The sequence below is a fragment of the Mangrovicoccus sp. HB161399 genome, from assembly GCF_013184745.1.
In the GTDB taxonomy this organism is placed as follows: Bacteria; Pseudomonadota; Alphaproteobacteria; order Rhodobacterales; family Rhodobacteraceae; genus Mangrovicoccus.
Genome location: NZ_JAATVU010000008.1, coordinates 80,398 through 105,734, shown reverse-complemented (window position 1 = coordinate 105,734; position 25,337 = coordinate 80,398). Strand labels below are relative to the sequence as shown.

Annotated in this window: 21 protein-coding genes; 15 read left to right on the top strand and 6 right to left on the bottom strand. The window is 69.6% G+C overall.

Translation table 11 applies throughout. From position 1 onward, the window contains the following. The first annotated feature begins 33 nt into the window (after nucleotides 1-33). Complete coding sequence (locus HCC78_RS06555; RefSeq protein ID WP_371743785.1) at nucleotides 34-861, top strand: amidohydrolase; 828 nt, start codon at nucleotides 34-36, stop codon at nucleotides 859-861. Between the two features lies 1 nt (nucleotide 862). After that, nucleotides 863-1,192: an L-rhamnose mutarotase gene (locus tag HCC78_RS06550; protein WP_172327942.1), complete on the top strand. Its 330-nt coding sequence runs from the start codon at nucleotides 863-865 to the stop codon at nucleotides 1,190-1,192. A 383-nt stretch (nucleotides 1,193-1,575) separates the two neighbouring features. Here the strand turns inward: HCC78_RS06550 and HCC78_RS06545 are convergent, their stop codons facing one another. Next, the gene (locus tag HCC78_RS06545; RefSeq protein ID WP_172327941.1) at nucleotides 1,576-2,178 is read right to left on the bottom strand and encodes an alpha/beta hydrolase; all 603 of its coding nucleotides are present in this window, start codon (nucleotides 2,176-2,178) and stop codon (nucleotides 1,576-1,578) included. A gap of 11 nt (nucleotides 2,179-2,189) precedes the next feature. Then, nucleotides 2,190-3,122 carry a VOC family protein gene (locus HCC78_RS06540; protein ID WP_172327940.1) on the bottom strand — a complete coding sequence of 311 codons (933 nt, stop codon included), beginning with the start codon at nucleotides 3,120-3,122 and terminating at the stop codon, nucleotides 2,190-2,192. Nucleotides 3,123-3,238: 116 nt separating this feature from the next. On the opposite strand from HCC78_RS06540, the gene HCC78_RS06535 reads away from it, so the two are divergent. Continuing rightward, nucleotides 3,239-4,150 carry a LysR family transcriptional regulator gene (locus HCC78_RS06535; protein ID WP_172327939.1) on the top strand — a complete coding sequence of 304 codons (912 nt, stop codon included), beginning with the start codon at nucleotides 3,239-3,241 and terminating at the stop codon, nucleotides 4,148-4,150. A gap of 86 nt (nucleotides 4,151-4,236) precedes the next feature. Here HCC78_RS06535 and HCC78_RS06530 read toward each other — a convergent pair whose 3' ends face one another. The 4 genes from HCC78_RS06530 to HCC78_RS06515 form a co-directional block, all read right to left on the bottom strand. After that, entirely contained in the window at nucleotides 4,237-6,594 is a 2,358-nt protein-coding gene (locus HCC78_RS06530; RefSeq protein ID WP_216671052.1) for a membrane-bound PQQ-dependent dehydrogenase, glucose/quinate/shikimate family, read from the bottom strand. A 260-nt stretch (nucleotides 6,595-6,854) separates the two neighbouring features. Continuing rightward, nucleotides 6,855-8,039 carry a 2Fe-2S iron-sulfur cluster-binding protein gene (locus tag HCC78_RS34725; RefSeq protein WP_172327937.1) on the bottom strand — a complete coding sequence of 395 codons (1,185 nt, stop codon included), beginning with the start codon at nucleotides 8,037-8,039 and terminating at the stop codon, nucleotides 6,855-6,857. After that, nucleotides 8,036-8,857, bottom strand: a complete 822-nt coding sequence (locus HCC78_RS06520; protein WP_172327936.1) for a xanthine dehydrogenase family protein subunit M — start codon at nucleotides 8,855-8,857, stop codon at nucleotides 8,036-8,038. The genes HCC78_RS34725 and HCC78_RS06520 overlap by 4 nt, the downstream gene beginning before the upstream one ends. Continuing rightward, on the bottom strand, nucleotides 8,854-11,199 hold the full coding sequence (locus HCC78_RS06515) for a xanthine dehydrogenase family protein molybdopterin-binding subunit (RefSeq protein ID WP_172327935.1): 2,346 nt from the start codon (nucleotides 11,197-11,199) through the stop codon (nucleotides 8,854-8,856). Before HCC78_RS06515 ends, HCC78_RS06520 begins: the two co-directional genes overlap by 4 nt. A 179-nt stretch (nucleotides 11,200-11,378) precedes the next feature. On the opposite strand from HCC78_RS06515, the gene HCC78_RS06510 reads away from it, so the two are divergent. From HCC78_RS06510 to HCC78_RS06455, 12 genes are all read left to right on the top strand, one after another. Next, nucleotides 11,379-11,894 (top strand): MarR family winged helix-turn-helix transcriptional regulator, encoded by a 516-nt coding sequence (locus tag HCC78_RS06510; RefSeq protein ID WP_172327934.1) that lies wholly within the window; start codon nucleotides 11,379-11,381, stop codon nucleotides 11,892-11,894. A gap of 266 nt (nucleotides 11,895-12,160) precedes the next feature. Further along, nucleotides 12,161-13,027 (top strand): branched-chain amino acid ABC transporter permease, encoded by an 867-nt coding sequence (locus HCC78_RS06505; protein ID WP_172327933.1) that lies wholly within the window; start codon nucleotides 12,161-12,163, stop codon nucleotides 13,025-13,027. Next, nucleotides 13,024-13,944, top strand: coding sequence for a branched-chain amino acid ABC transporter permease (locus tag HCC78_RS06500; RefSeq protein ID WP_172327932.1), 921 nt, complete (start codon nucleotides 13,024-13,026; stop codon nucleotides 13,942-13,944). Before HCC78_RS06505 ends, HCC78_RS06500 begins: the two co-directional genes overlap by 4 nt. Continuing rightward, nucleotides 13,941-14,714 (top strand): ABC transporter ATP-binding protein, encoded by a 774-nt coding sequence (locus tag HCC78_RS06495; RefSeq protein ID WP_172327931.1) that lies wholly within the window; start codon nucleotides 13,941-13,943, stop codon nucleotides 14,712-14,714. Before HCC78_RS06500 ends, HCC78_RS06495 begins: the two co-directional genes overlap by 4 nt. Further along, entirely contained in the window at nucleotides 14,704-15,408 is a 705-nt protein-coding gene (locus tag HCC78_RS06490; RefSeq protein ID WP_172327930.1) for an ABC transporter ATP-binding protein, read from the top strand. The genes HCC78_RS06495 and HCC78_RS06490 overlap by 11 nt, the downstream gene beginning before the upstream one ends. 77 nt (nucleotides 15,409-15,485) lie before the next feature. Further along, nucleotides 15,486-16,697 carry an ABC transporter substrate-binding protein gene (locus HCC78_RS06485; protein ID WP_172327929.1) on the top strand — a complete coding sequence of 404 codons (1,212 nt, stop codon included), beginning with the start codon at nucleotides 15,486-15,488 and terminating at the stop codon, nucleotides 16,695-16,697. Between the two features lie 80 nt (nucleotides 16,698-16,777). Further along, the gene (locus HCC78_RS06480) at nucleotides 16,778-17,788 is read left to right on the top strand and encodes a TRAP transporter substrate-binding protein (RefSeq protein WP_172327928.1); all 1,011 of its coding nucleotides are present in this window, start codon (nucleotides 16,778-16,780) and stop codon (nucleotides 17,786-17,788) included. Between the two features lie 23 nt (nucleotides 17,789-17,811). After that, nucleotides 17,812-18,315, top strand: a complete 504-nt coding sequence (locus HCC78_RS06475; protein WP_172327927.1) for a TRAP transporter small permease — start codon at nucleotides 17,812-17,814, stop codon at nucleotides 18,313-18,315. After that, entirely contained in the window at nucleotides 18,312-19,595 is a 1,284-nt protein-coding gene (locus HCC78_RS06470; RefSeq protein WP_172327926.1) for a TRAP transporter large permease, read from the top strand. The genes HCC78_RS06475 and HCC78_RS06470 overlap by 4 nt, the downstream gene beginning before the upstream one ends. 70 nt (nucleotides 19,596-19,665) lie before the next feature. Further along, on the top strand, nucleotides 19,666-20,640 hold the full coding sequence (locus tag HCC78_RS06465; RefSeq protein WP_172327925.1) for an amidohydrolase family protein: 975 nt from the start codon (nucleotides 19,666-19,668) through the stop codon (nucleotides 20,638-20,640). 7 nt (nucleotides 20,641-20,647) lie between these two features. Further along, on the top strand, nucleotides 20,648-23,467 hold the full coding sequence (locus tag HCC78_RS06460) for an FAD-dependent oxidoreductase (protein WP_172327924.1): 2,820 nt from the start codon (nucleotides 20,648-20,650) through the stop codon (nucleotides 23,465-23,467). Nucleotides 23,468-23,472: 5 nt separating this feature from the next. Then, the gene (locus HCC78_RS06455; RefSeq protein ID WP_172327996.1) at nucleotides 23,473-23,994 is read left to right on the top strand and encodes an aromatic-ring-hydroxylating dioxygenase subunit beta; all 522 of its coding nucleotides are present in this window, start codon (nucleotides 23,473-23,475) and stop codon (nucleotides 23,992-23,994) included. Nucleotides 23,995-25,337 lie beyond the last annotated feature (1,343 nt).

The following is a 25,337-nucleotide window of genomic DNA, read 5'->3' as shown; positions in this document are numbered from 1 at the left end:
TAGTACAAATCGCTGGCAAGAGGGGATTCCGCGGTGATCGACGCACATCAGCATTTCTGGCGGATCGGCCGCGGGGATTATTCCTGGATGGATGACAGCGTCGCCGCGATCCGGCGGGACTTCCTGCCCGAGGACCTGGCGCCGCTGGCCCGCGCCGCTGGCGTGACCGGGACCGTGGCGGTGCAGGCGGCGCCGACGCTGGCGGAGACGGAATTCCTGCTGTCGCTGGCCGATGGCTGCCCGTCGATCCGCGCCGTGGTCGGCTGGATCGATCTCGGGGGCGACGTGCCGGCGCAGCTGGCCCGGCTGGCGCATCCGCGGCTCAGGGGCATCCGGCCGATGCTGCAGGACATTGCCGAGACGGAGTGGATCCTGCGCCCGGAGGTTCTGGCCGGTCTGGCCCATGCCGTGGCGGCGGGGCTGCGGATGGATGCGCTGGTCACGCCGCGCCATCTCGGCGCGATCGGCGAGCTGGCGCAGCGCCTGCCGGAGCTGCCGCTGGTGATCGACCACTGCGCCAAGCCGGTCTTCGACGGCAGCGACCCGGGTGCGGACTGGCGCGCGGGCATGGCGGCGCTGGCCGCGCATCCCCAGGTCTTCTGCAAGCTCTCGGGTCTGGCGACGGAATGGGGGCCTGGCTGGTCGGCCGGGAGCTTCCGCGAGGTCTTCTCCCATGTGCTCGGCTGTTTCGGCGCCGAGCGGGTGATGTGGGGCAGCGACTGGCCGGTGCTGGAACTGGCCGGCGGCTACGCGGATTGGCATGCCGCAGCGGCAGATCTGGCATCCGGGCTCGGCCCGGACGAGCGCGCTGCGCTGTTCGGCGGCACGGCGGCACGGTTCTACGGCATCGGGGAGGACTGAGATGCAGAGGATGGGGATGGTGATCGGCCTCGCGCCGGAGCATGTGGAGGAATACCGGCGGCTCCATGCCGAGGCCTGGCCGGGCGTGCTGGAGCGGCTGCGTGCCTCGCACATCGCGAATTACACGATCTTCCTGCGCGAGCCCGAGATGCTGCTGTTCGGCTACTGGGAATACCGCGGCTCGGATTTCGGGGCGGACAATGCCGCGATTGCCGCCGACCCTGTGACCCGCGACTGGTGGAAGCTCTGCGGTCCGATGCAGCGCCCGCTGGAAAGCCGTGCCGAGGGCGAATGGTGGGCCGCGATGGAAGAGGTGTTCCATCTCGACTAGCAGGGCCGCCCGGGCCGGTCCGGCGGCCGCAGGGACGCCTCGGCGCAAGCTGGGCACCGCTCTGCCGCGCGGCACCTGGGGCGCAGGGCGGAACGGCGGGTTGCGGCGCCATGCCGGGGCCGCCCTCCTGCGCCCTGCTTTCCTGGGCAAGGCCGTGCCCGCCGCCGTCTCGGCGCGAAGAACTCTGGGCATTGCCGGGAGGCCTCATGCTGTGCTGCGGCGGCGTGACCTGCGGGCGGCGCCGGGTGCAGGCCGGCCTTGGCTCCGGGCAGGATGCCTGTGCCGGCGGAGCCCATTGACGGGTCCGCGGGGCACAGGCCGGCCGCGAAGCCATCGCGGGCCGGCAAGATCCGCGCGCCGGGCAGGGGCGCCCGGCGCGCCGTTCAGTCGGCCATCAGCCGCGACAGCGCCGCGATCTCGGAGGGGCGCAGTTCGTGCCCGCCGTCATGGATCTCGGTCTCGACATGCGCGCCCTGGCCCTGCGCCCATCCGATCAGCGCTTCGGTGAGTGGCCAGGGGCCGATCGGGTCGCGCCGCCCGGCAGTGATCAGGACCCGGCGGCCGTCCAGCGCCGCGGGCGCCGGGCTCCAGGGGATCAGCGGGTGCAGCAGTCCGACCCGCTCGAACAGCCCGGGATGGGCCATCATCACCGAGGCGAGGATGTTGGCGCCGTTGGAATAGCCGAAGCCATAGGCGGGTGCGCCGGGATGCTCCGCCTTGCGGGCGGCGATGAAGGCCGCCATCCGCCCGGTGCGCAGCGCGAGGTCCTCCATGTCGTAGACGCCCTCGCCGGTGCGGCGGAAGAACCGCGCGGCGCCGTGTTCGGAGACGTCGCCGCGCGGCGAGACCACGCCCGCTCCGGGAACCAGCTGCTGCGCGAGCCCGAAGAGCTGGGACTCGTCGCCGCCGGTGCCGTGGAAGGCGAAGATCAGCGGCGCCCCCTCCGCGGGGGCGCTGGTTCTTGCGTGATAGCCTGTTGCGGTCATGGCAGCTCTCCTCAGGCGGCGATCTCGGGCAGCAGCGCCTCGATCTTCCCGCGCAGGGGCTCGTAGCGGGTGGGCAGCTTCAGCGCCTCGCCGAGATGCGCGGTGTCCTCGTCGCGGTCGAAGCCGGGCTCGTTGGTGGCGATCTCGAACAGCACGCCGCCGGGGGTGCGGAAGTAGATCGCCCAGAAATAGTCGCGGTCGATCACCGGGGTCACCTGGTAGCCGGTATCCATCAGCGCCTTGCGCACCTCGAGCTGGGCCGCGCGGTTCTCCACCGCGAAGGCGATGTGGTGCACCGAGCCCGCGCCCTGCGCGGCGGCGCCTGCCCCGGGCAGTTCCTCGATGTCGATCGTGTCGGCCGCGTTGCCGCCCTCGATCCGGTAGCGGGTGACCGCACCGTCGCTGTCGTCCCGGCTGTAGCCCATGAAGCCCAGCAGCTCGGCCGTGGCTCCGGCATCGCGCAGCCGCATGCGGGCGCCGCGGAAGCCGAGGACTCCGGCATCTTCCGGCACGCCGGCCCCGGTCCAGGGCGTGCGTCCGCGCGCCGCGGATTCGACGAGCGCGAAGCTGTCGCCGTCGGGACCCGCGAAGTCAAGCCGTGCCTCGCCGAAGCTGCGGCCTTCGGCCAGCCCGGAGACGCCCTGCGCGGCGAGCCGCTCCTTCCACCAGGGCAGCGCGCCCTCGGGCACGGCGAATTCGGTCACGCCGACCTCGCCGGTGCCGCGGCGGCCGCGGGGCATCCGGCCGAAGGGGAAATAGGTCATCACCGAGCCCGGGGTGCCGGTCTCGTCGCCGTAATAGAGGTGGTAGACCTCGGGCGCGTCGAAGTTGACGGTTTTCTTCACGCGGCGCAGGCCGAGCGTTCCGGTGAAGAAGGCGTTGTTCTGCCCGGCATCCGCCGCCATCGAGGTGACGTGGTGCAGGCCCTTGATTTGGTTGATCATCTTGTTCTCCATCGCCATGGTGGCTGTCTTGGACCCAAGATAGTGGCAACAAGACTTGCAAAAAATAGAAAGATTATGGCATTTACTGTTAATATAGATCGACATAATGAGGCGCCATGCAGAGCCTGAAGCCCGTCCGCGTCTTTCTCGAGGTGGTGGAGCGGGGCAGCTTCGCCGGGGCGGCGCGGAGCCTGCGGATGACGCCCGCCTCGATCACCCGCATCGTCGCCCAGCTGGAAGAGGATCTGGGCCAGCAGCTGCTCCTGCGCACCACGCGGCAGGTCTCGCTGACCGGGGCGGGGGCGGTGGTGGCGGCGCGATACCGTCCGGTGGTGGAGGATTTCGACCGCATCACCGAGGAGATCAGCCGCGCGGCCCGTCCCGACCAGGGGCGGCTTTCGGTCAACGCGCCGCTGTCGCTGGGCATGCGGCTGCTGCCGGGGCTGCTGCACCGGTTCCGCCTGGCCTATCCGCGCATCCAGCTCGAGCTGCAGCTGACCGATGCGCTGGTGGACATCGTGGCGGGCAGCTGCGACCTGGCGATCCGGATTTCCGGACCGCCCGCAGACAAGTCGACGATCTGGCGGCGGATCTGCCTGGTGCCGCGCGCGGTGGTGGCCGCCCCGGCGCTGTTCGAGCGGATCCCGGCGCCGCAGGGGCCGGACGGGCTCGACCCGGCGCATTGCCTGTCCTACGGCACCGGCGCCGCGCCGGAGACCTGGGCGCTGAGCCGCGCGGGCGCCAGCCGCAGCGTGCGGGCGGGCACGGAGGTGGTCACGAACAACGGCGAGCTGCTGCTGGCGCTGGCGGCGGCGGGCGACGGGATGGTCTGCCTGCCGCGCTTCCTGGTGCAGGAGGCGCTGTCGCGCGGCGAGGTCGTGGAGGTGCTGCCGGACTGGGAGGTCGCGCCGCTGCACCTGATGCTCTACTACCCGCCCTACGAGGCGCTGCCGCCCTTGGTCGCGACCTTCACCGAGTTCTTCGAGGCCTTCATCCGCGATGCGGGGGCGTTCGATTTCGGCAGCTAGCAGGCGATCTCCCGCAAAGGCAAACGGCCCCCCGGATGCCCGGAGGGCCGCCCGGCGGACCGTGGTCCGCCTCGGTCGGCCGCGGCTCAGCCTTCCGGCAGGGCGTAGGCGATCAGGTAGTCGCCGCGGTCAGGCGACTGGCGTGCGCCGCCCGCGGAGATGACGACATACTGCCGCCCGTCTTCCGGCGAGACATAGGAGATCGGCGTCCCCTGGCTGCCCACGGGCAGGCGGGCCTTCCAGACCTCCTTGCCGGTGGCGCGGTCGAAGGCGCGCAGGTAGTTGTCCTGGGTCGCGGCGAAGAACACCAGGCCGCCGCCGGTCGACAGCGAGCCGCCGATGGTCGGCATGCCGACGGGCATCGGCAGGTGCATCTTCTGGCCGAACAGCACGGTATCCTGCACGGTGCCCAGCGGCGCCTCCCAGGCGACCGACTGGGTCTTCATGTCGATCGCGGTCAGCGTGCCGAAGGGCGGCTCCTGGCAGGGCACGCCGAGCGGCGACAGGAAGCGGTCCTTGACCACCGAATAGGGCGTGCCCTTCAGCGGCACGGCACCCATGCCGGCATTCACCGCCTCGGAGCCGTTCGAGGCGGCGGCGCTGCGGTCCTGCGGCACCATGTGGACATAGAGGCCCAGCCGCATGTCGTTGACGAAGAGCGTGTCCGTGCCCGGATCGTAGCTGAGCCCGCCCCAGTTCATGCCGCCGAGCGAGCCGGGGAAGCTGAGCGAGTAATCCGTGTCGGGCGCGGTGAAGAGCCCTTCGTAGCGGTAGCCCTTGAAGATGATGCGGCACATAAGCTGGTCGAAGGGGGTCATGCCCCACATGTCGGCTTCGGTCAGGGTCTGCGCGCCGATCTGCGGCATGCCCACCGATTTCGGCTGCTTCAGCGCATAGCGCTCGTCCGGGATCGTGGCGGGCCTGACATCGACATCCGTCACCTCGGTCAGCGGCCGGCCGGTGGCGCGGTCGAGCACGAAGATCTGCCCCGCCTTGGTGCCGAAGACCAGCGCGGGCGTGCCCTCGAAGTCGATCAGCGTCGGCTGCATCGGCACGTCGAAGTCCCACAGGTCGTGATGCACGGTCTGGTAAACCCATTTCTCGTTGCCGGTGGTGGCGTCCAGGGCCAGCATCGAGGCGCCGTATTTCTCGTCCTCCGGCGTGCGCTCCACGCCCCAGAGGTCGATGGCGGCGTTGCCGACCGGCATGAACACGGTGTTCGACGCCGCATCATAGGTCATCGGCGCCCAGACATTCGGGGTCGAGCGGGTGAAGGCGCTGCCCGGCGCGGGGGCGCTGCGGTCCTGCGGGTTGCCCGGGTCGAAGGCCCATTTCATCCCGCCGGTGACGACATCGAAGCCGCGCATCACGCCGCCCGGCATGTCGAGCGCGACGTTGTCGGCCACGCGGCCGCCGACGACCACGGTGGTGCCTGCCAGAAGCGGCGGCGAGGTCAGCGAATAGAGCGGCGCCTGCGCATCGCCCAGCCCCTGCTTGAGATCGACCTTGCCGCCGGTGCCGAAATCTTCGCACAGCTCGCCGGTTTCCGCGTCGAGCGCCACCAGCACGGCGTCGATCGTGTTCATGAAGATGCGCTGTCGGCAGGCCGCGTCCGCAGGAATGGAGACCGGGGCGACCGGCGTTGCGCCCGCGGCGGTCGGCGCGGGAAGGGGCTGGTCGGCGTCGAAATAGGCGAGGCCGCGGCAACGCACCCAGGTCCGCGTGTCGGTCGGGAAGTCATGGCGCCAGTTCTCTTCGCCGGTGGCCGCGTCGATCGAGATGACCGTGTTGTGCGGCGTGCAGGTGAAGATGTCGCCGCGCGCCATCAGGGGCGTGGCCTGGTCCTCGGCGCCGCCGCCATTGGGGCTTTCGGGGATGTCGCCGGTGCGGAAGGTCCAGGCGACCTCCAGATCCTTGACGGTCGCGGGGGTGATCTGCGCGGCGGCGGCGAAACGGGTGGCCGCGGGCGTCGCGCCGTAGCTTTGCCAGTCCTGCGGGGCGGCGGCTGGCGCGGCGGAGGCGATGCGGAAATTGTGCTGGCCATGCGGCTGGAACATGCCCCAGCCCATGCCGAGGATCGCCGCCGCCGCCACGGCGGCGAGGCCGAGGAACGTCTTGGCGCGCGGCTGGCGCCCGGCGCGGATCAGCGTCAGCGGATGCAGCGCGAGGACGGCCGCGAGGGCAACGAGCCAGGCGAAGATGCGGGCATGCAGAGCCCAGAAATCCAGTCCGGCCTCGAAGAAGGCCCAGGCGACGGTCGCGGCGAAGGCCGCGGCATACAGCGCGGTGCCCGAGGGCCTGCCGCGGGCGATCTGCACGCCGGACAGGGCGAGGGCGGCGCCCATGAGGAGGTAGTACCAGCTGCCGCCGCGCGCGATCAGCACGATGCCGCCGGCGGCGAGTCCGATCCCGGCGAGCGCCAGCAGCGCACCGAGCAGGATCATCAGCCATGTCAATGGCCGTGGAAGGGGGGAGGAGGGTCCGGTCATCTTCTGTCCCGTGACTTTGAAATGGAGGCAGTACGGCCGGATCTGCATCCGACTCTATTGTACGTTGCGGTACATTTCAGGGACGGGGAGGGCGCGCAAGGGCCCGAAGTGCCTGTCGGGCGTGCGCAGGCGCACAGGTGGCTGTTGCCGTTCCCGGCGCGGCGGGGCGGCGGATGCAGGGACCCGCAGGCCCCGGGCCTGCGGGCGGGCGGCGGTCAGCGCCGCCGGAAGAGCCCGCCGGCCAGCGCGCGGAGCAGGCTCCAGACGCTGAGGCCGCCGCTGTCGCGCACCGTGCCGCCGTCCAGAACGGCATTGCAGTTCTGCACGAACTCGCCCAGCAGGTGGTCGACGAGACCGCTGACCAGTTCGGGGCGGTTGAACTGGCCGAGCCGCCCCTCGATGCGGAAGCGCAGCGCGACATCGACGTCGGACGCCTCGGGCGAGGCGCCCTGCGCGACGGCGAAATCCAGCCCGCCGGTGACGTTCGACTGGCCGCCGCGGTCCTTGCCCGTGCCGCGGACGCTGCCGCTGCGCGCGGCGGCATCGGTCTCGAACCGGCCTTCGCCCTCGAACCGCGCGGTGATCGGCCCGAATCGGACCGCGACATGGCCGGCAAAGCGCGTCCCGTCGGTTTCGGCCAGCTCGGCGCCGGGCAGGCAGCGGACGACGGAGGGCAGGTCGGCGAAATGCGCCCAGACCGCGGACGGGGGATGGGCGACCGCCACGTGGCGGCGGACCACGGACCAGCCGTCCTCGACGGTGGTCTCGCCCGCAGGCGCGGCGGCAGCCTCGGCCATGGCGGGCGCGGCGGCGGGTTCGAAAGGGGCGAAGCCCGCGGCGGCGTGCAGGGCAGGCAGGGCGCGGCCCGAAGGCGCGATCCCGGCGGCATCGCGCTCGGAGATCACCTCGCGGATCGCCGCGACGATGCCGACATAGCCGGTGCAGCGGCAGAGATTGCCCGAGAGCTCGTTGCGGATGCGGGTCTCGTCATCGCTGTCGAGCCGGGCCACCAGATCGCGCGCGGTGGCCAGCATCCCGGGCGTGCAGAAGCCGCATTGCAGCGCGTGGTTGCGGGCGAAGGCGGCGCGCAGCTTCTCCATCAGCGCATCGCCCTGCCAGCCCTCCAGCGTTTCGACCTCGGCGCCGTCGCAATCGGCGGCGAAGGTCAGGCAGGACCGCACCGGCCGGCCGTCGACCATCACGGTGCAGGCGCCGCAGACGCCCTGTTCGCAGGCCAGATGGGTCGCGGTCAGGTCGAGCCGGTCGCGCAGGATCTCGGCCAGCTGGGTGCGCGGGGGCACTAGGACCTCGGCCGGGGCGCCGTTGACGGTCAGGCGGACCGGGATGGCGCGCGGCGGCGTGGGGGTGCCGGCATCGGCGGCAGGGCTCAGGGCGTTCATGCGGGAAGGACCTTTGCGATGGCGCGCGAAAGCGCGGTGGCGAGAAGTCGGAGCTTGACCGGATCGGTGCCGGGCAGGGCGGCGGCCAGCGCGTCGCGGAGGGCCGGACTGCCGGGATGGCGGGCGCTACGGGCCAGGTCCGCCCCGGCCTCCGCCAGCACCAACGGCCCGGCGCCGGTCGCGCCCGAGACCAGACGGACATGGCCGGATGCGGGATGCAGCGCGACGGCGCCGATCGCGTCGGCGAATTCGCCGACCTTGCGGCAGAGCTTGTCATAGCCCCAGAGCGCGTCCCGCATGGCTGCCGGAACCTCGACCGCGGCGATGATCTCGTCCGGGCCGAGCGCGGTGCGGTAGGCCCCCTGGACGAATCCCGGCATGGCGACCCGGCGGTCCGTGCCCGCGGCGGAACGAAGCACGATCTGCGCGCCGAGCGCGGTCAGAGCGGCGATCCAGTCGGCAGCGGGATCGGCATGGGCGAGCGAGCCGCCGATGGTGCCGCGGTTGCGGACGGCGCGGTAGGCGATGCCGCGGGCGACATGGCGCAGCATCGGCGGCAGGGCCACCGGGCTGTCGCCATCCTCGATCCGGGCATGGCTGACGGCGGCACCGAGCACGATCATCCCGTTTTCCTCGCGGATGTCCCGGAGCGACGCGACGGCGCCGAGCCCGACCAGCCTGGCCGGGCGGGCGAGGCGCAGGTTCAGCATCGGACCCAGCGACTGGCCGCCGGCGATGACCTTGGCCTCGGGCGAGAGCAGGCCCGCCACGGCGTCGGCAGTGTCGGGGCGCAGATGCTCGAAAGCGGCGGGTTTCATTCGGCGGCCTCCCTTGCGGCGCTGGCGTCGAGGATCGCGCCGAGGACGCGGTGCGGCGTGGCGGGGATGCGGGTCAGCTCCGCGCCGAGGGGGGCGAGCGCGTCGTTGATCGCGTTGACGATGGCGCCCGCGGGCGCGATGGCGGCGCCTTCGCCGACCCCCTTTATGCCGTGGCGTGAATGGGGCGAGGGCGTCTCGGAATGGCCGAGCCGGAAATGCGGCAGCTCGGCCGGGCCGGGCAGGATGTAGTCGGCCAGCGTCGAGGTCAGCGGCTGGGCCGCGCCGTCATAGAGCGTCTCCTCGAACAGCGCGGAACCGATGCCCTGGGCGGCGCCGCCATAGGACTGGCCCTCGAGGATCATCGGGTTCACCCGGCGGCCGCAATCCTCGAAGATGACGTAGTCGAGGATCTGCGTGCGGCCGCTTTCCGGATCGACTTCGACGATCGCGGCATGGGTGGCATAGGTGAAGAGCCCGGTGTCGATGTCGGGCTTGTAGCCTTCGGTCACCTCCAGCCCGGCGGTGTCGACATCCTCGGGCAGCCGGTCGGGATGCAGGTACCAGGCATCGGCGATCTCGGCGAAGCTGGCGGAGGCTTGGCCCTTCCAGACGGCGCCGTCGCGGATCTCGGTTTCCTCGGGCTCGCATTGCAGCAGGTGCGCGCCGTGGAGGCGCAGCCTGCGGGCCAGCTCCTCGGAGGCCTTCGACACCGCGCCCCCGGCCATCACCATGCCGCGCGAGGCATAGGCTCCGGTGGAATAGGGGGTCAGGCCGGTATCGCCCATCGTCACCTTGACCCGCGAGATGTCGAGCTTCAGCCAGTCGCAGGCGACCTGGGCGATGGTGGTCTCCAGCCCCTGGCCGAAGGAATGGTTGCCGGAGCGGATCTCCACCGCGCCGGAGGGGGCGAGCTTGACCATCGCCTGCTCGTAGCCCGGCACCATCGGCAGGCCCCAGGCGGCGAAGACCTTGGTGCCGTGGGCCGACTGCTCGGTGAAGCAGGCATAGCCCAGGCCGATCAGGCGGCCCTCGGCGGCGGCGGCTTCCTTGCGGGCGCGAAAGGTGTCCGCGCCGATCATCTCCCCCGCGGCGCGGGCGGCAGCGGGGTAGTCGCCGGAGTCGTAGTACTTGCCGGTGACATTGGTGTAGGGCATGGCGGCGCCCTGCACGAGGTTGAGGCAGCGCACCTCCAGCGGGTCCTTGCCGACGGCGCGGGCGATGGCGTCCAAGGTCAGCTCCATCGCGAAGCAGACGCCGGGCCGTGCCACGCCGCGATAGGGCGTGAAACCGGGCTTGTTGGTGGCCACCGAATAGGTGCGGCAGGCATAGGCGCCCAGATCGTAGGGGCCGGGCAGGTTGCCCCCGGCCTGCGCGGCTTCGAGGCAGGCGGTGAAGGGCCAGACCGAATAGGCGCCAACATCGACCCAGATGTCCGCATCGAGCCCCAGCAGGCGGCCTTCGCCATCGGCATAGGCGGTCAGCTTGTAGCGGTGCTGCCGGGTGTTTGCGCCTGCGGTCAGGTGCTCGCGCCGGTCCTCGGTCCAGCGGATCGCCCGTCCGGTCCTGCGCGCGACCCAGGACACCGAGAGCTCTTCGGGCTGCAGCACGCATTTGTAGCCGAAGCCGCCGCCGACATCGGGGGCGATCACCCGCACCTGCGCCTGGTCGAGCCCGAGGCAGTCCGACAGGCCGGTGCGGATAAGGTGCGGTACCTGCGTCGAGGTATGCACGACCAGCTGGTCCGCGCGGTGGTCCCAATGGGCGAGCACGCCCTTGCCCTCCATCGGGTTCATTGCCTGGCGCGCAGTTTCGTAGCTGCGCTCGATCACCACCGCGGCGCGGGCCTTCGCCCCGGAGAGGTCGCCGTCATGGCGGGTGGTCAGGAACAGGTTGTCGTCCCAGTCCTCGTGGACCCGCGGCGCGTCCGGGCCGAGCGCCGTGTCGATGCCCGCGATCGGCACCAGCGGCTCCAGGTCGACGGCGACGGCTTCGGCGAGGTCCTCGGCCTCGGCGCGGGTGGGAGCGATGCAGATGGCGATGCATTCGCCGACATGGCGGACCTTGCCGCTGGCCAGCGCCGGATAGTCGGACACCTTGTAGCTCGGCAGCGTCGACTCGCAGCGGATCGGCCGCAGATCCGCCATGTCCTCGGCGGTGAAGACCCGGTCCTCGAACCCTGCGGGCTTGGCGATCCCGCGCAGCCGCGCATGGGCGAGGGGGCTGCGCACGAAGGCAGCCTCCCAGCAGCCCGCAATCTTGATGTCCCCGACGAACTGGGCCTTCCCGTTCAGATGCCGGGCGTCTTCCTTGCGCGGAACGCGCGCGCCTATTCCGGACGTCATGTCGCCTGTTCCCTGTTGCTGTTCTGGAGGCGCGGGTTTTGCCATTGCGTGTTCCCGCGCATTCCCGCTTTAATGGGAAGTATACGTCTTAACTTTGGCGGAGCAAGGGTCGCGGTGCATGGGCATTGCCTTTGCCTTGCGAAAGGCCAGACATTGAGCTTCCATTGACGGAGATTTCCATGGTGCAGGACACGCCCGACCAGACGACGCAGGCTGACGATGACGACAGCCCCTTCGGCCAGGCGAAATACGACGATCTGTGGGGGCGTCCGGGCTATCTGGTGCGCCGGCTGCACCAGATCCACATGGGACTGTTCGCCGAGGCCTGCGACGGGCTGGATCTGACGGCGGTGCAGTATGCGGTGCTCTCCGTGCTCTATTCCGGCGGGGGGTTCGACCAGCTGTCCCTGTCCAAGGCCGTGGGGATCGACCGCACCAGCGGCGCGGACGTCATCAAGCGTCTGGTGCGCCGCGGACTGGCGACCCGCGAACCCTCGGTGGAGGACCGCCGCGCCCGCGTCGTGCGCATCACCGACGAAGGCCGCCGGTTCGTCCGGAGGGTGCGGCCGATGATGGAAGAGGCGCAAGACCGGCTGGTCTCGCCGCTGGACGAGGAGGAGCATGACATCTTTCTCCAGCTGCTGCGCAAGCTGATCGAAGCCAATAACGAGCATTCCCGCGCGCCGATGAAATAGCGTCGGCCGTCCGGCCGGGCGGTCCGCAGCAGGGCCGCCAAAATTAGGGAGCCTACTGCATATTTTTTCGGCAGCGGCCCGGGAATCGGAAGTCGCGGAAGCTGAATCGCAGATATCCCTTTGAGTCGCGAAAAAAAGGGAAGCATACTCCATAAAATAAGACACGGAGTGACAATGACCTACCCAGGCATCGACGGCCGCAGTTTCTGCGGCCGACCGGAATCTCTTTGCCGGCAGGGACTTGCTGCGAGCCCGGAGCCGCGGACATGACCCTGTTCCTGCAATTCGTCCTGACCGGGCTGGTGACCGGCTGCTTCCTGATCCTCGCGACGATCGGCTTCTCCTTCACCCGCCGGGTGGAGGGGTTCCTGAACATTGCCCATGCCGAGCTGCTGGGCGTTTCCGCCTTCGCGACCTGGGGCTGCAACAAGCTGCTCGGCTGGCACATCCTGCCCTCCGCCGCGGTCGGCATCGTGGTGACCGCCTTCGCCGGGCTGGCGATCGGCCGGATCGTCTACGACCCGATCCGCAGGCTCGGCCCCTCGGTCATGCTGATCACCTCGGTCGGCGTCGCCTATGCGATCGGCGGCACCATCGATGCGCTGATCGGGACCGGCATCCGCACGCTCGACATCCCGCTGGCCACGAGCATCCGCTTCTGGGGCCTGCGGATCACCGACTACCAGCTGATCGTCGTCGTGCTCGCCATCCTGTGCAGCGCCTCGCTGGCGCTCTTTCTCAACCGCACGAAGACCGGCCTGGCGATCCGCGCCATGTCCGCCAATCCCGAACTCGCAGCCTCGCGCGGGATCGACGTGAAGAAGACCAGCCGCGCGACCTGGCTGATCTCCTCGGGCCTGGCCGGGGTGGCGGGGGTGATGCTGGGCGTGATCGCCACGCTCTCCACCGACATTGCCTTCCACCAGATCCTGCAGATCCTCGCCGTGGCGATCCTGGCCGGGCTGGGCTCGCTCTACGCGGTGATCGTCTCGGGGCTGATCGTCGGCGTCGCCATGGACGTCTCCGTCTTCTGGATCCCGGCAGGCTACCGGCCCCTCGTCGCCTTCGCCGTGGTCATCCTCGTCCTCCTCTTCCGCCCGCAGGGCATCGCAGGGAGCGCCTCCGGAAAATGATCCAGTCCCTGATCCTCTCAACGCTGATGTTCGGCGCGATGTTCTCGGTCCTGACCGTGTCGCTGAACCTGCAATATGCCCGCGGCGGCATGATCAATTTCGGCACCGTCGCCTATTTCGCGGCTGGCGCCTATGCCTATGCGATCTTCACCCAGGAGCCGCCTTCGGGGCTCGACCAGTATGCTTTCGGCTTCGATCTGCCCTGGTGGGTCGGCTTCCTGGCGGCGGGCCTCGCCGCGATGCTCTTCGCGCTCGTCACCGGCTGGCCGACGCTGCGGCTGCGCGGCGAGTACCTGGCGCTGACCACCTTCGCCTTCGCCGAGGTGTTCCACTCGATCCTGCTGAACGAGCGCCGCATCGGCAATGGCAGCGTCGGCATGGCCAATGTCGAACGCCCCGACCCGGCCTCCATCGGACTGGACGACACGCTGGGCTACACGCTGGCGGCCTGCGCGCTGATGCTGCTGACCGCCTGGCTGTTCCACCGGCTGCTGGCCTCGCCCTATGGCCGCCTGGTCGATGCCACCCGCGACGACGAGATCGCCGCGGAATCCGTCGGCAAGGACACCGCCCGGGTGCGGCTGCAGATCTTCGTCATCTCGGCCATCCCGATCGGCTTCGCCGGGGCGCTCTACGCGATGATCACCACGCTGGTCGCGCCCGCGCTCTTCACCGCCGAGGTCACCTTCTTCGTCTGGATCGCCCTGGCGCTCGGCGGCGAGCGCACCATCCCGGGCGCGATCCTCGGAACCTTGGCGCTGGTCTTCTTCCAGGAACTCGTGCGGGCGATCCCCTTCGAGACCGTGCGCGGCGCCCAGATCGCGGCCTCGGCCGAGGAGGTGATCACCGGCATTCTCTTCATCCTCGTGCTGCGCTGGCAGCCCTGGGACCGGCTGTCGCGGAAGGCAGGCTCATGACCGACACGATCCTGAAACTCGACGGCGTGGTGAAGGAATTCGCCGGGTTCCGCGCGGTGGGCGGCCCCGGCGGGCTGAGCTTCGGCGTGCGTCGCGGCGGCTTTCTCGGGCTGATCGGGCCGAACGGCGCGGGCAAGTCCACCACCTTCAACCTGATCTCGGGCGTGATGCCCCCGACGATGGGCCGCGTGACGCTGGACGGCACAGACATTTCCGCGCTGCCAACGGCCGGGATTGCGGCGCTGGGGCTGGGACGCACCTTCCAGACGCCGCGGGCCTTCGGCAGCCTCAGCGTGATCGACAACGTCATGGTGGGCCTCGCGCATCCCGAGGAAAGCCCGCTGGCGGCGCTGCTGGGCCGCTGGAAATCCGCCGAGAAGCAGCTGATCGGCCGCGCCGAGGCGGCGCTGGAGCGGGTCGGGCTGATCCAGCGGCGCCATGACAGCGTCTCGAACCTGTCGGGGGGCGAGCTGCGGATGCTGGAAGTCGCCCGCCAGCTGGTGCGCGAGCCGCGGATCCTGCTGCTCGACGAGCCGACCGCCGGGGTGGATCCGGCGCTGCAGGGCAAGCTGTCGGAGATCCTCGCCGGGCTGCATGCCGCGGGCACCACGCTGGTCGTGGTGGAGCACAACCTGGGCTTCCTGATGTCGCTGGCCGACAGCGTGGTGGTCCTGCAGAACGGGGCGCTGCTGGCCGAGGGCACGCCCGACGACATCCGCCGCGATCCTGCCGTGATCGCGGCCTATCTGGGGGCGGACCATGAAGCTTGAGGTCAAGGGGCTGCAATCGGGCTACGGCAAGGTCACGATCCTGCACGGGGTCGATCTGGTCGCGGAACCGGGCGAGATCACCTGCGTGCTGGGGCCGAACGGCGCCGGGAAATCGACGCTGATGAAGACCATCGCCGGCCATCTGCCGGTCTCGGGCGGCGATGTCCTGCTCGATGGCCGGTCGGTCGCGGCGCTGGGGCCGCTGGACACGGTGCGGGCCGGGATCGGCTATGTCGCGCAGGAGCAGAACACCTTCGCCAAGATGTCGGTGCGCGACAACCTCCTGGCCTCGGCGCTGGCCTTCGAGGGCACCGATGCGCTGATCGCCGAGACCTACCGGCGCTTTCCGATCCTCAAGGAGCGCTCGTACCAGCTGGCCTCCACGCTCTCAGGCGGCGAGCGCCAGACGCTGGCCATCGCCAATGCGCTGCTGGCCTCGCCGCGGCTTCTGATCCTCGACGAGCCGACCGCCGGGCTGGCGCCGATCTTCGTCGACCAGATCATCGCCTGGATCACCGAGCTCTCGCAGAAGGGCATGAGCGTGGTCTGGGTCGTCGAGCAGAACCCCGAGAAGATCCTGAAGATTTCGCGGACCACCTGGATGCTCGATGCCGGGCGCAACCGCGAGACCCTGCCGAGCCGCGACCTGCTGGAGCCCGGCCGGCTGGAGGAGATGCTCCTGCAGGAGCACTGATCTCCGCCCCTGCGCCATCCGCGGACGGGGGCGGCGCGCCAAGACAAAAGAAACGCAAGCCAACAGGAAGACAGACGATGACATTTGCAAGATCCGGGGCGGCGCTTGCCGCCCTGACCACTGCCCTGACCGCCGTCCAGCCTGCCTTCGCGCAAGCCGACGGGGTGACGCTGGGCGTGCTCGTGCCGCTGACCGGCGAGCTCGGAGAATTCGGCAAGATCGTCGCCGATGCCGTGCAGCTGGGCGTCGACGAGGTCAACGCGGCCGGGGGCACCAAATGCGGCCCGCTGCGCACCGTCGTGGCCGATACCGGCGGCTCGGCCGAACAGGCGATCCGCGAGGCCAACAAGATGATCGACAGCGAGGGCGCGGTGGCGATCCTCGGCCCTGCATCCGGCGAAATGGTGGCGCTGGTCGACCTCGCCAAGCGCAAGAAGACAGTGATGATGTCGCCCTATGCCGGCACGATCACCCTCAACGAGATCGGCGGCGACTACGTCTACCGCACCGTATCCTCGGATCTCGGCGACGGCGCGGCCTCGGGCATGTGGCTGTCCGAGAAGGGCTACAAGTCGGTGGCCTTCCTGATCCAGAACGAGGAATCTACCATTTCCCCGGCCCAGGTTGCTCGCGAGGCGGTGACCGCAGCGGGGATCGAGCTGACCGACATGATCATCTACAATCCCGGCCAGCCGTCCTACCAGGCCGAGCTGATCTCGGTCCTGTCGCACAATCCGGACGCCATCTACCTTGCCGGCGGGCAGGAGTCCGGCGTCACCGTGCTGAAGGAAGCCGCGGCCGGCGGCTACGAAGGCGAATGGCTGCTGACCGCCGACCTCGCCGTGCCCGAGATCTTCGATGCCGTCGATCCGCGCATCCTCAACGGCCGCGCCTATGTCGAACTGGCCGAGGCCGACAGCTCGCTGCCCGAGTTCAAGGCCTTCGCCGAGTTGGCCCAGGAGAAAACCGGCGCGGCCCCCGGTCCCTTCGCGGCGAATTCCTACGACATGGCGATGCTTTCGGCGATCTCGCTCGAGGCGGCCGAGGCCTGCACCGGCGAGGCGATCAATGCCGTGCTGCGCGATGTCACCGAGGGCGGCGAGAAGGTCACCACCTTCGCCGGGGCCAAGGCGGCGCTCGCCGAGGGCAAGGACATCGACTACGAGGGCGCCTCGGGCCCGCTGACGCTGGACGAAAGCGGCACGCCCGCCGGGGCCTACATGATCAAGAAGGCCGAGGACGGCGCCTGGGCGGACGAGAAGTTCCTGCCCGCCTCCGCCTTCGAGTGATCCCGCCGGGCCGCCCGTCCCGGGGCGGGCGGCCTGCGTCACGAGTTCCCGCAAGCTACAGCCGACAGGAAGGTTTTCCCATGTCCGCCATGTTCCGCCCGCTGGGCGCTGCCCTGCTTCTCGCCCTGCTGCCGCAGCTCGGCGCCGCCCAGGAGGTCTCGCTGCGCCTCGGCCATGTCGAGGCCGCGGCCTCCACCACCCATGTCATGCTGGAAAAGGTCGCCGAGATGGTCTCGGAGAAGACCGGCGGCGCCGTCGAGATCCAGATCTTCCCGCAGAGCCAGCTCGGCGGCCAGCGCGAGATGACCGAGGCCGTGCAGTTCGGCGCGCTCGATGCCACGGCCGGGCCGGTCGCCTTCATGGGCGGTTTCAACCCGCTGGCCTCGATCATGGACATCCCGTTCCTCTACCCGGCCGATCCGGACAAGGCGCAGGCGATCCGCGACGGCGGCTTCGGCGACGCGTTCTGCGACAGCTTCAACAGCCGCGGCGTCACCTGCGTGTCGCTCTATCCCAACGGTACCAAGCAGTTCACCTCGAACAAGCCGATCGCCGAGATCGGCGATTTCTCCGGCCAGACCTTCCGCGTGATGGACTCCGCCGTGCTGGTCGACTCGCTGAAATCCATCGACGTCACCGCCGTGCCGATCCCCTTTGGCGAGCTCTACACCGCGCTGCAGACTGGCGTCGTCGATGGCGAGGAAAACCCGCTCGACACCATCTTCAACATGAAGTTCTACGAGGTTCAGAAGAACCTGACGCTGACCAGCCACGGCGCCATCGAGAATGTCGTGCTGTTCAACCCGGCCGTCTGGGAAGGGCTGAAGCCGGAATGGCGCGAGGCGATCACCTCCTCGCTGCACGAGATCATCCCCGAGATGATCGCCCACAAGGCCGCGGCCGGCGAGCGCTCGCTGGCGGCGATTCGCGACGCCGGGGTGACCGTGACCGAACCTTCCGCCGAAGAGATCGCCGCGCTGCGCGAGATCATGTTCCCGGCGGCGCGGGATGCCTTCCTGGCGCGCTCGGGCGATGAGGGCCAGGCGCTCTTCGACGCCTATCAGGCCGCCTATGCCTCGGTCATGAACTGAGCCGGAGCCCGCGAGAGACCGTCATGTCCGCCTTTCTCCGCATCATCCGCCTGATCGAGCGCGGCTGCCTCGTGGCGCTGCTTCTCGGCATGACGGTGCTCTTCGCCTTCAACGTCGCGATCCGCCTCTTCGGCGGGTCGCTGGCCTCGTCCTTCGGCTGGATCGACGAAGTGGTCCGGCTAATGAACATCTACCTTGTCTTCCTTGCCGCGGGCCTCGCGCTGGAGCGCGGCAAGCAGGTCGCGGTGGATAGCTGGCGCGACCAGATCGCGGCGCGGCTGCATCTGCCGCTGACGCGGATCATCGACCTCGCCGGGCTCTGCTTCTCGCTCTGGATGGCCTGGCTGGCGCATGGCATGGCGCAGTTCGTCTTCGGCACCGGGCAGAAAAGCGCGACGCTGGGCCTGGCCATCGGCTGGATCTACGTGGCGCCCTGCGCGGGCTTCCTTCTGCTGGCGCTGCGCTATGGCGCGAGCCTCATGGGCAGCATCGACCGCTTTGCCGCGGCCGGGGAGGCGGGCGAATGATCCTCGCGCTTGCCATCGGCCTGCTGGCCGTCCTGCTGCTGGTCTCGGGCTTCGAGATGCTGATGGTGCTCGGCATCCCCACGCTCGCCATCAAGGCCGGCTTCTTCGAGCGCATGCCCGACATGGTCATCGCCCAGAAGCTGACCGGCGGCATCAACCAGTCGCTCCTGCTGGCGATCCCGTTCTTCCTTTTCGCCGCGGAACTCATGGGCCATGGCCAGATCGCCGGGCGGCTGACCGGGCTGGTGCGCGCGCTGGTCGGCCATGCCCGCGGCGGCATCGGCTATACCACGATCGGCGGCGCCATGGGCTTCGGCGCGGTCTCGGGCTCGGCCCCGGCCACGGTCGCCGCCATGGGCCATATCCTCTATCCGGAGCTCCGCCGTGCGAAGTTCCGCGACCGCTTTTCGCTGGGGCTGATCGTGTCCTCGGCGGAGACCGCGCTCCTGATCCCGCCCTCGATCACGCTGATCGTCTATGGCTGGATCACCGGCACCTCGATCACCGCGCTTTTCGCCGCCGGGCTGTCCGTCGGCATCGTCATGGGGCTGGCCTTCGCCATCCTGACCGCCGTCGAGGCGCGCCGCACCGGCGTCATGGGCGATCCGCGCGCCAGCCTGGCCGAGATCGGCCTTGCCTTCCGCCGCGCGGGCTGGGCGCTGGGGCTGCCGGTGGTGATCATGGGCGGCATCTATAGCGGGCTCTTCACCGCGACCGAAGCCGCCGTTGTCAGCGTCGTCTATGCCATCGCCATCGAGATGTGCGTCTATCGCAGCCTCGACCTGAAGGGGCTGATCGCCATCGCCGAGAAATCCGCGGTGCAGAACGCGGTCATCTTCCTCTTGCTCGCGCTCGGCACGGTGCTGTCCTATTTCATCACGCTGGCGCAGATCCCGAACCTGCTGATCGCCGGGCTCGACAGCCTCCATGCCGGGCCGGTGCTGTTCCTGATGGCCGCCAATATCGCCTTCATCATCGCGGGCATGTTCGTCGATCCGAACTCGATCCAGCTGATCCTGGTGCCCGCGCTCTTTCCGGTGGCCACGAGCCTCGGCATCGACCCGGTGCATTTCGGCATGATCGTCGCGGTCAACGTGACGCTCGGCATGGTGACGCCGCCCTTCGGGCTCGACCTCTTCGTGGCCTCCTCGACGCTGCAGACGCCGGTGACCGAGATCATCGCGGGGATCTGGCCCTTCATCCTGGTCAACCTCGTGGTGCTGATGCTCGTCACCTACGTCCCCGGGATCGCAACGCTGGCGCCCTCGCTGCTGCTCTGAGCGGGCAGGGCGCCTGACCAAGACACAAGACAATCCGGCCAGCACGGCCGGCAGACGACAGGAGGGTTCAATGATACCCAAGATCACCTTCGAGGAACATTTCATGGCGCCCGGCTTCGAGAAGCACTCGGCCGCCTTCCTCAAGCTCATCCCCGAGGCACATGCCCGCGAGCTGACCCGGCGCCTCGATGATTTCGGCGGCGAGCGGATCGAGCTGATGGACCGCTACGGCATCACCCGTTCGGTGCTGTCGCTGACCGGGCCGGGGCCGCAGGGCGAGCTGCCGGAACTGGCCGCCGAGGCCGCAAAGGGCGCGAACGACTTCCTCGCGGAGAAGATCGCGCCGCTGTCCTCGCGGCTCTCGGGGCTTGCGGCGCTGCCGATGCACGACCCCGAGCTGGCCGCCGCCGAGCTGCGCCGCGCCGTGACGGAACTGGGCTTTCTCGGCTGCCTGGCCAACAGCCCGGTCCATGGCCGCTATTTCGATGCGCCGGAATATGACGCGTTCTGGGCCGAGGTGGAGGCGCTCGGCGTGCCCTTCTACCTGCATCCCTCGAATGCCCGCGCTGCGCCGCCGGTCTTTGCCGACATGCCGGTGCTGCAGGGCGCGACTTGGGGCTGGGGTGTCGATACCGGCAGCCATGCGCTGCGCCTGCTCTTCTCCGGGGTCTTCGACCGCTTTCCGGGGGTCAAGCTGGTGCTCGGCCATATGGGCGAGGCGCTGCCCTATCTGCGCTGGCGCTTCGACTCGCGGTTCGGGGCCTATCCGATGGGGGTGGAGCTGAAGCTGAAGCCGTCGCAGTACTTCACCCGCAACATCCTGATCACCACGACCGGGGTCTGCTCGCATGCCGCGCTGATCGGCGCGCTCGGCGAGATGGGGCCCGAGGGCGTGATGTTCTCGATCGACTATCCCTATGAGGACACAGCCACCGCGGCGGAGTTCATCGAGAGCGCGCCGATGGATGCCGCGACCCGCGCGATGGTCTGCCATGACAATGCGGCGCGGCTCCTCGGGCTGCCGCTCCTGGCCGAAGCGGCGTGAGGCGGCCATGAGCTGGCATTCCTCCATAACCGAGGCCGAGCTTCTGGCGAAGGGCGTGGCCGGGGTCGAGATCGACGGGCTGCGGATCGCGCTCTATGCGCTCGAGGGCGAGGTCTTTGCCACCGCCAATATCTGCACCCATGCCTTTGCGCTCCTGAGCGAGGGCCATGTCGAGGGCGGCTGCGTCGAGTGCCCGCTGCATCAGGGCCTCTTCGACATCCGCACCGGCAAGGCGCAGGGCGCGCCGGTCACCAAGGACCTCGCCACCTATCCGGCGAAGGTCGAGGACGGCATCGTCTGGGTCGACACCGAAGCTCGGGCCATGGCCGCCGAGGCTCCTGCCGCCGCCGCGGTGATCGCTCAGCGCAGCGACAGCCGCCGTCTGGTGATTGCGGGTGCCGGGCAGGCCGGGGCCGAGACCGCGCGGGCGGCCCGCGCCGAGGGCTTCGGCGGCGAGATCGTGCTGATCGGGGCGGAGCGCCATCCGCCCTATGAACGGCCGCCGCTGTCGAAGGACCTGCTGCTCGGGCGCACCACGCTGGCCGAGGCGCATGTCTTCGAGCCGGGCGAGGCGGAGCGTCTGGGCATTGCGCTGAGGCTCGGCACCGCCGTCACCGCCATCGACCGGGAGGCGCAGCGCGTCACGCTCGGCGATGGCAGCGAGCTGGACTACGATCTGCTGGTGCTGGCCACCGGGGCGGGCGCGCGGCGGCTGAAGCTGCCCGGCACGGAAGACACGCCGGTCCATTATCTGCGCGATGCCGACGATGCCGAACGGCTCGGCCCGGCGCTCCGGGCGGCCCGGCAGGTGGCGGTGATCGGCGGCGGCTTCATCGGGCTGGAGATCGCCTCCGCCGCCCGCGCGCTCGGCAAAAGGGTCACGGTGATCGAGGCGCAGGACCGGCTGCTGACGCGGCTCCTGCCCGCGGAGGCCGGCGAGTTCCTCGCCTGGGTGGCGGCGCAGAACGATGTCGCCCTGCATCAGGGCACCGGTGTCGCTGCGGTCTCGTCCGAAGGCGTCACGCTGGGCGATGGCACGCTTGTTGCGGCCGATCTGATCCTTGCCGGGATCGGCGCCAGCCCGAATGACGCGCTGGCCCGCGAGGCCGGCCTGCCGCTCGGCCGGGCGGGCGGCATCCGCGTGAATGCGCAGAACCGCACCGCCGATCCGGCGATCTATGCGGTCGGCGACGTGGCGGCCTCCTGCGACGAGATCACCGGCGCCGAGGCGCGCACCGAGAGCTGGCAGAATGCCCGTCTCTCCGCCCTGCGCGCCGCGCGCTCGATGCTGGGCCTGCCGCTGGAGGCAGCCGAGACGCCCTGGTTCTGGTCCGACCTCTTCGGCGGCACGCTGCAGATTGCCGGAACCCCTGGGCCGGATCTGGCCACGGTGCGCCGCGACGGCGAGGCGCCCGCCTTCTTCTGCCTCGATGCCGCCGGCCGGGTGGCTGCCGTCATCGAGTTCGGCGATCCCGAGCTTCTGCGCCTCGGCCGCCGCCTGATCGCCTCCGGACAGCCGGTCGACCCGGCGCGGCTCGGCGATCCCGATATCGAGCTTTCCCTGATCGAGGACGACGACATGAAAATGCTGCCCATCGAGAAGCGGTTCACCTGGCCGGCCTCCGGTCTCGACCGCGTGCCGGACTGGGTCTATACCAGCCGGGAAATCTACGACCGCGAGATCGAGCGGATCTTCCACGGTCCGACCTGGAACTATGTGGGTCTCGCCGCCGAAGTGCCGGAGGCGGGCGATTATATCCGCACCAATGTCGGCCCGACCCCGGTGGTGATGGTGCGCGACCACGATGGCGGCATCAACGTCTTCGAGAACCGCTGCTCGCACCGCGCCGCCGAGTTCTGCCGCGAACTGCGCGGCAATGCCGAGGAATTCGTCTGCCCCTATCACCAGTGGAGCTATGACCTGAAAGGCAACCTCGCCGGGGTTCCGTTCCGCCGCGGCGTCAATGGCGAGGGCGGCATGGGTCCGGATTTCAATCCCGAGAACCATGGCGTGCGCAAGCTGACGGTGACCCAGCGCAACGGCGCGGTCTTCGCTTCCTTCTCGGAAGAGGTGGAGAGCTTCGAGGACTACATGGGCGAGGAGATGCTGACCGATTTCGACACGGTGTTCTCGGGGCGCAAGCTCAGGGTGCTCGGCCATTACCGCCATACGCTGATGGGCAACTGGAAGCTCTATCCCGAGAACCTCAAGGATCCCTATCACGCGACGCTGCTGCATACCTTCCTCGTCACCTTCGGGCTGCTGGTCGCGGGCAACAAGTCGGCGATGATCGTCGATCCGCGCGGACGGCATTCCACCATGGCCTCGGCGAAGAGCGACGGCGCCACGGTCTCGGCCGAGAACAAGGCAGAGATGCGCGCCTATCGCGACGGCATGGTGCTGGAAGACCCGCGGCTGATGGAATTCTACGAGGAATTCGACAGCCCCTGGTCGGTGACGATGCAGGTGGTCTGGCCGGGGCTGATCGTGCAGCGCGAGATGAACACGCTGGGCGTGCGCCAGATCGTGCCGAACGGCCCGAACGAGTTCACCATGGTCTGGACGATGTTCGGCTATGAGGACGATGACGAGGAGATGACCCGCCACCGGTTGCGCCAGGGCAACCTGATGGGGCCCGCGGGCTTCCTCGGGCTCGAGGATAACGAGGCGATCAAGTTCGTGCAGGACGGCATGCTGAACTCGACGGGCGGCGAGCATCTGGTGGCGCTCGATCCGAAAGTGCCTGCGGGCACCTCGAACACCCTGATCTCCGAGGCGGCGATCCGGGCGATGTACAGGCACTGGCGGCAGGAGATGGGGCTGTGAGCACGATGACCAAGGACGCGCCCGTCTTCGACGGCGACAGCCGCGCGGCACGGCGCGAGGCCTGCGTGGCGGTGGAGGAGTTCAACGCCGATTACTGCGCGGTGCTTGACGACGGCGACCTGATGGACTGGCCGGATTTCTTCACCGAGGACGCCTTCTACAACATCACCAGCCGCGAGAATTTCGACCATGGACGGCCGGTCGGGCTGGTCTATTGCGAGGGTCGCGGCATGCTGAAGGACCGGGCGCTGGCGATTGCCAAGACCTCGATGTTCGGGCCGCGCTACCTGCGCCACTATCTGACCAATACCCGCGTGACCGGCATCGAGGCCGATGGCACGATCTGCGCCACGGTCAACTACATCCTGATCGAGACGCTGGCCGAGCTGCCCGAGGGACGGCTGCATCAGGCAGGCCGGATGATCGACCGCTTCGTGCCGCAGCCGGGCGGCGGGCTGCTCCTGTCGTCGCGGATCGCGGTCTATGACACGCTGCTGGTGCCGAACGCGCTGGTGCTGCCGGTCTGATCCGTGTCCTGCGCGGCCGGTCCGGTGCTGGCCGCGCAGGAAGCGGGTGCCGTTGATTAGGCTGCGGCTTGTCCGCCCCTGTCCGGGGCGGGACCGCATGGGCCGCCGGGGACGACGAGAATGAGCTGCCGGGCGGCCGCGCGCGACGCCTCCAGGTTCTTGCGCCCTGGACCGTCTCGGCGCTCCCGGCTGGATTCCTGGCGCGCCGAGCGGCTCGATGCCGGACCCGGGCGCCGGGGAGGCCGCCAGCCGCTCCGCTGGAGAGGAGTTGGAGACCGTGGGGGACCATTTCAGGTCGGCCAGCGGCTGGCTGGTTCCGGGCGCGGCGATCAGCTAGCCGCCGCGCAGGGCCGGTCTGGGCAGAGTCCGGAACGTGCCAGTCTGGTTTGTCCGCTGGACGTGGCCAAGCGGAGCCAGCCGCGTTCCGACCCTGCCGGGCAGGCTGGCGAAGGGGGCGCGGCCGATCACCAGCATGTCGCGGCCGCCGGAGATGCGCAGGGAGCTACGGGCGGTGGCAAGGTCATCGAGCAGCTGACGGGGTTATGCACCACGGACAGGGCAAGGGACCGCCGCGGTCCATGGCGTTCCGCTCCTTGCGGCAGCGCGTCAGGAACTTCCATTCGCGGAGCGCCGGATCCTCAGGCTTAACTGCGGCGGGAGGCGGGCCATTGCGGGGTTCCGCCGCCGATACGGTCCGCCCGGACGGGGAAGCGGCGGAAAATCCGGACGACTCCATGGTTGCCGCCGAAGCTGGTGACGACCTGCGCCGGGGGCTGCGGTCGAGGCTGCGCGGGCAGGCGCCGGGCGGTGTCGCTTGCCGCCATGGAGCGGCGGCGCGGAAAAGGCGCTGGGAGGCCGTCCCCCCAGCGCCCGTCCGTCCTCAGCCCGTGTCTTGATTGGCTTGCGGAGCTGGGCACGCAGAAGAAGGACCGCGTCAAACGTCTCGTGCAGGTCAATGCCCGGGCTAGGGTCGCGGCCAGCCGGTCCATATGGAATGGAACAACGCCCTCCGGCGCGCTGGGGCACGAAGCCATTGGCGGCGGCCAGGATGTTCTTGGGTAGGCCGGAGCTGTCAGCGGTGCGGCTGCACGGGGGGCAGGGCGGATCGGTCTCTGCCGGTGTCCTGCGGCGCGCATGTCCATGCTGGACCGGTGCTCCGCGGCCGGGACTGTGCCAATGCGAATTCCCGGCCGCGGCCAGTCCCGCCCAGGCATCGGGCAGGGTCGGAGATGGCGGCTGGCACAGGCAGGCACCGCGTCGAAATGAGCTCGCGGATCGGCGGGATGCCCGGGCCGGCGCTGCCGCCGCGTTCTTTCGCGCGGCGACCTCACTGGCGGACCGTG

Bases quoted from the DNA above. Each gene is read 5' to 3' on its own strand.
- HCC78_RS06515 (WP_172327935.1), bottom strand. From the start codon at position 11,199: ATGACGTCCGGAATAGGCGCGCGCGTTCCGCGCAAGGAAGACGCCCGG.
- HCC78_RS06480 (WP_172327928.1), top strand. From the start codon at position 16,778: ATGTCCGCCATGTTCCGCCCGCTGGGCGCTGCCCTGCTTCTCGCCCTG.
- HCC78_RS06535 (WP_172327939.1), top strand. From the start codon at position 3,239: ATGCAGAGCCTGAAGCCCGTCCGCGTCTTTCTCGAGGTGGTGGAGCGG.
- HCC78_RS06505 (WP_172327933.1), top strand. From the start codon at position 12,161: ATGACCCTGTTCCTGCAATTCGTCCTGACCGGGCTGGTGACCGGCTGC.
- HCC78_RS06465 (WP_172327925.1), top strand. From the start codon at position 19,666: ATGATACCCAAGATCACCTTCGAGGAACATTTCATGGCGCCCGGCTTC.
- HCC78_RS06500 (WP_172327932.1), top strand. From the start codon at position 13,024: ATGATCCAGTCCCTGATCCTCTCAACGCTGATGTTCGGCGCGATGTTC.
- HCC78_RS06460 (WP_172327924.1), top strand. From the start codon at position 20,648: ATGAGCTGGCATTCCTCCATAACCGAGGCCGAGCTTCTGGCGAAGGGC.
- HCC78_RS06485 (WP_172327929.1), top strand. From the start codon at position 15,486: ATGACATTTGCAAGATCCGGGGCGGCGCTTGCCGCCCTGACCACTGCC.
- HCC78_RS06495 (WP_172327931.1), top strand. From the start codon at position 13,941: ATGACCGACACGATCCTGAAACTCGACGGCGTGGTGAAGGAATTCGCC.
- HCC78_RS06545 (WP_172327941.1), bottom strand. From the start codon at position 2,178: ATGACCGCAACAGGCTATCACGCAAGAACCAGCGCCCCCGCGGAGGGG.
- HCC78_RS06540 (WP_172327940.1), bottom strand. From the start codon at position 3,122: ATGATCAACCAAATCAAGGGCCTGCACCACGTCACCTCGATGGCGGCG.
- HCC78_RS06520 (WP_172327936.1), bottom strand. From the start codon at position 8,857: ATGAAACCCGCCGCTTTCGAGCATCTGCGCCCCGACACTGCCGACGCC.
- HCC78_RS06455 (WP_172327996.1), top strand. From the start codon at position 23,473: ATGACCAAGGACGCGCCCGTCTTCGACGGCGACAGCCGCGCGGCACGG.
- HCC78_RS06490 (WP_172327930.1), top strand. From the start codon at position 14,704: ATGAAGCTTGAGGTCAAGGGGCTGCAATCGGGCTACGGCAAGGTCACG.
- HCC78_RS06475 (WP_172327927.1), top strand. From the start codon at position 17,812: ATGTCCGCCTTTCTCCGCATCATCCGCCTGATCGAGCGCGGCTGCCTC.
- HCC78_RS06530 (WP_216671052.1), bottom strand. From the start codon at position 6,594: ATGATCCTGCTCGGTGCGCTGCTGGCGCTCGCCGGGATCGGACTCGCC.
- HCC78_RS06470 (WP_172327926.1), top strand. From the start codon at position 18,312: ATGATCCTCGCGCTTGCCATCGGCCTGCTGGCCGTCCTGCTGCTGGTC.
- HCC78_RS34725 (WP_172327937.1), bottom strand. From the start codon at position 8,039: ATGAACGCCCTGAGCCCTGCCGCCGATGCCGGCACCCCCACGCCGCCG.
- HCC78_RS06510 (WP_172327934.1), top strand. From the start codon at position 11,379: ATGGTGCAGGACACGCCCGACCAGACGACGCAGGCTGACGATGACGAC.
- HCC78_RS06550 (WP_172327942.1), top strand. From the start codon at position 863: ATGCAGAGGATGGGGATGGTGATCGGCCTCGCGCCGGAGCATGTGGAG.